Genomic DNA, 646 nt, shown 5'->3' with positions numbered 1-646 from the left:
TGAAAGCATTGCTTCAGGTTGGTTTGCAGATATAGCCTATAAAAGAGGCTATTTAAAAGCTGATGCAAATAATGATGGAAAGCTCAGTGATGAGGAGAGGAAAAATATTTATTCCACTCTTTATGGAACTTATACTTATGCGGTTAGAAATAATAATGTAGAGCAAATTGATATTGGCTTTTATGGAAATTATATGCGTTTAGAGGATAATTTTGAACATATTACGAAGCAAAGTATAAGCAAAAGTGAAAGTTTGGAGGAGGAGTTTAATAAGACCTTAGAAAAGGATAGCGATTTTAATGGGGAAATTTTAGTAAAAGATATATCTAGTAGAGATGATATAATAACAACAATTAAGCAACTGATTAATAATGAAAAATCCCCAGCACATGCCCTAGGCGATGATAAGCCCTTTTTTAGTATACCTAGTACTAGCTCTTTGTTTGCTGGGCTTCCTCGCACCAAAACAAAAAAGGAACTTTTAGAGGAGCTTAAAAAACTTCTCGAAGAAAAAAGACTTGAACAAGAAGCCTTAGAAAAAGCAAAGAAAGAACTAGAAAAAACAGCTGAGATAGACATAAAACATTCAAATGACCAAAGCTTAGATAAAAATTTAGAAAAAATAGAGAATTTAAAAAGTCAAAAT

At 31.7% G+C, this 646-nt stretch carries 1 protein-coding gene; it reads left to right on the top strand.

Annotated elements, in window-relative coordinates:
* Nucleotides 1-646 (top strand): hypothetical protein (locus DMB92_RS09250; RefSeq protein WP_185900192.1); only part of this gene is annotated, 646 nt, incomplete at both ends.

This window comes from Campylobacter sp. MIT 99-7217 (genome assembly GCF_006864365.1).
In the GTDB taxonomy this organism is placed as follows: Bacteria; Campylobacterota; Campylobacteria; order Campylobacterales; family Campylobacteraceae; genus Campylobacter_D.
This window is presented reverse-complemented; position numbering and strand designations above follow the sequence as displayed.